Source organism: Ideonella lacteola (assembly GCF_038066555.1).
GTDB lineage: Bacteria > Pseudomonadota > Gammaproteobacteria > Burkholderiales > Burkholderiaceae_C > Ideonella > Ideonella lacteola.
In genome coordinates this window covers 1-2627 of sequence record NZ_JBBUTG010000068.1, presented here as the reverse complement: position 1 = coordinate 2627, position 2627 = coordinate 1, and the positions used below count along the sequence as shown (strand labels likewise).

The following is a 2627-nucleotide window of genomic DNA, read 5'->3' as shown; positions in this document are numbered from 1 at the left end:
GCTCGCCGAATCGGCGCCCAAGAGCTCGGGCTGAAGCCGTTTCTGGCATCTCGAGCCCAGATTCCGTGTTCTTCAGCGTCCATGCACGTCGCGCCATGCTTTGTGCAGACCATCCTTAGCAGAGCAGCGCCTCGCCCGAGCGCCTAACCCCTCCGTCAAGGGGACGTCCCGCAAGCGGGCCGCCCCTTACGTCGAACGTTAGGCATCAGAAAGCAGCTAGCTGGTGAAGCCTCAGCAACATGTCAATGGTTTCTGGGTGTCTGCTTCGTCGTCGGCGTGGGCCGTCCGTCCTTCGGCGGCCAGCGCGCGGGCCGTGGCTGTTCCCACCGTATTCAGGTCAGCTTGGGCACATGTGGGTGGCCGCAGCAGCATGCCAAGGTCCCAAGTTGATCTGCTTGGCCAGCTCCGGTGGTACTCTGTGGGCGATTTCTGCCAAGGCGCGCTTTCAGCGCTCTGCCGAGGCAACTGAAATACTTCTTCTCTCCCTGCCAGCGTGTAGCATTTGTCGTGCGAGTCTCCTGCTTCATCAACGCGCATCTCGCATGATTGCCAGGTATGAAATACATGTCGGTCGTGGCATTGCGTTTCAGGCATCTCGGTGCCCTACCCGCTCTGCCTAACCGCTCCGTCAAGGGGACTGGCCTGCGGCCAGCCCCTTACGTCGAACGTTAGACCTCCCATGATTCTTCAGAGCGACGCCAACTCGCTGGAGTTGAGGATTCTGGGGTACCAGTTTCCGAAGAATTCGAGTGCCAAGTACGATTCGAACTGGCTCGTAATTGGATGCAGAGTAGACGCCGAGGGTCAGGCCTGGACGTTTCAGGATCCATGTCTTCTCACGTGGGAGGTCGGGGCTTTGATCGAGCATCTTGAAGCATTGGCCTCTGGCGCGACCACTCGTCGCAGTCTTGGATTCACCGAGCCGAACCTAGAGTTTGTATCGTGTAGCCCTTCCGATCTGCGCGTACTTTTTTCACTAGAGGCGAGCCCGCCCTGGCTTCACGATGAGCCCGTTCAAGACTGCGCATTTTTCATTGACTTCGCTGTTTCTCCCGGACAACTATTGGAGGCCGGGGCCTCGCTTCGTCGACAGCTTGACAAATTTCCAGCGCGCGCTGGTCAGCATGTATTCAAAGGTCAGGTCTAACCCCTCCGTCAAGGGGACCTGCCTGCGGCAGGCCCCTTACGTCGAACGTTAGGTTTCACACGCACGCACTATGCGCATCGTCTTCGCGATCCTCGCCATCCTCCCAGGTCTCGCTTTCGCCCAATCGATCTCTGAGAAAGCGGCACAGGATCAAGTCGTTGATATGAAGGACGAAGAGCCTGCGATGCAGCGTGCCTTCGAGAAGGCACGGTCGACGCTTGATGACTTTCTCGTCAAGTCGAAGGCACCCTTGGCTGGTACGAGCTCGTATTCACTCAAACTGGCTGTCAGAGGCAACTCGGAAACCGAATACTTTTGGGTCAATGAGTTCACTTGGTCGGGCGACTCGTTCACCGGCAGGATCAACAATGAACCCCGCTTGGTGAAAGGCATCAAGCTCGGCCAGTTGTACAAGTTCAGCAGATCTCAGATCGTTGATTGGACCTACCTTGATGAAAAGAGCCGAAAGACCTACGGCAACTTCACTGCATGCGCACTCCTAAGCAAAGAGCCACCCGGCGAGGCCGAAGAGCTCAAACGCCGCTACGGCTTGCAATGCCAGTGAAACCTAACCCCTCCGTCAAGGGGACCTGCCTGCGGCAGGCCCCTTACGTCGAACGTTAGGCGTCATGTATGGCACCAAGCGAACTAGTCACCGTCTATCTAGACCTTGTGCGCGGAAGTTCTGAGCAAGACTTGGACGACTTCAGTCATTCTCTTCAGCTCAAAGGTATGTCCGAAGGCGATGCCGAGCGCCTAATTGCCTTTGTGCCAATTGCCTTCGCTCACGAGCTTCTTGTGCCAAGAGGCGTTCGCTTCTCGGAAGTCTTCATCATTCGAGACCTCCAGGCGGGCCATGAGCTTCAGGGGAAACTGATGGAAGAGCCAATCTTTGTCGAGGCGAAGCGCCGCGCCGCGCAGTTGCAAAGCGGCGATTCACGGGCCAACCAGTTCTTCCGTCAAATCGCCGGCATGAGCGCAGAGTTCGAGGTAGCTCACGAGCTTGCGGTAGGTGCCGACTTCTCGGGCATCATCCTCACAGAGCCACTGCTCTGTCGCATTCCGATCGGACCTTCGCCTCAGCGTCGCTGGTGGGCGGCTTTGCGGCGCTTGGTTTCTCGATGAGGGCCGCCCCGTGACGCCTAACCCTTCCATCGAGGGGACTTTCCCCGGCAAGCCGGGTCAAGCCCCTCATGTCAAACGTTAGGCATCAGAAGGCAGCGGAGCCGGTGAAGTCTCAGCGACGTGTCAACGGTTTCTGGGTGCCTTCTTTATCGTCAGCGTGGGCTGTCCGTCCTCCGGCGGCCAGCGCGCGGTCCGTGGCGGTTCAAGCCGTGTTCAAGTCTGCTTGGGCACATATGGCTGTAAGCAGCCAGGGAACACATGTTGATCTGACAGCGCCCTGGTAGTGAACATCTGTCCGCTTAGAAGGAGTCGGACACGTGAACACTTATGGGGTCGATCTGATGGGCCGGCGGCG

Annotated in this window: 3 protein-coding genes; all 3 read left to right on the top strand. The window is 58.1% G+C overall.

The genetic code is table 11. The features are described from left to right. The first annotated feature begins 679 nt into the window (after window positions 1–679). The 3 genes from AACH06_RS30240 (at window position 680) to AACH06_RS30010 (ending at window position 2272) form a co-directional block, all read left to right on the top strand. Window positions 680–1147 carry a WapI family immunity protein gene (locus AACH06_RS30240; protein WP_423222104.1) on the top strand — a complete coding sequence of 156 codons (468 nt, stop codon included), beginning with the start codon at window positions 680–682 and terminating at the stop codon, window positions 1145–1147. Window positions 1148–1217: 70 nt separating this feature from the next. Further along, complete coding sequence (locus AACH06_RS30015) at window positions 1218–1712, top strand: YegJ family protein (protein ID WP_341429508.1); 495 nt, start codon at window positions 1218–1220, stop codon at window positions 1710–1712. Window positions 1713–1843: 131 nt separating this feature from the next. Next, window positions 1844–2272 carry a hypothetical protein gene (locus AACH06_RS30010; protein WP_341429507.1) on the top strand — a complete coding sequence of 143 codons (429 nt, stop codon included), beginning with the start codon at window positions 1844–1846 and terminating at the stop codon, window positions 2270–2272. Window positions 2273–2627: the final 355 nt, after the last annotated feature.

What these genes read in the sequence shown, in the direction of transcription:
- AACH06_RS30240 (WP_423222104.1), top strand. Translation starts at nt 680, where the DNA reads ATGATTCTTCAGAGCGACGCCAACTCGCTGGAGTTGAGGATTCTGGGG.
- AACH06_RS30015 (WP_341429508.1), top strand. Translation starts at nt 1,218, where the DNA reads ATGCGCATCGTCTTCGCGATCCTCGCCATCCTCCCAGGTCTCGCTTTC.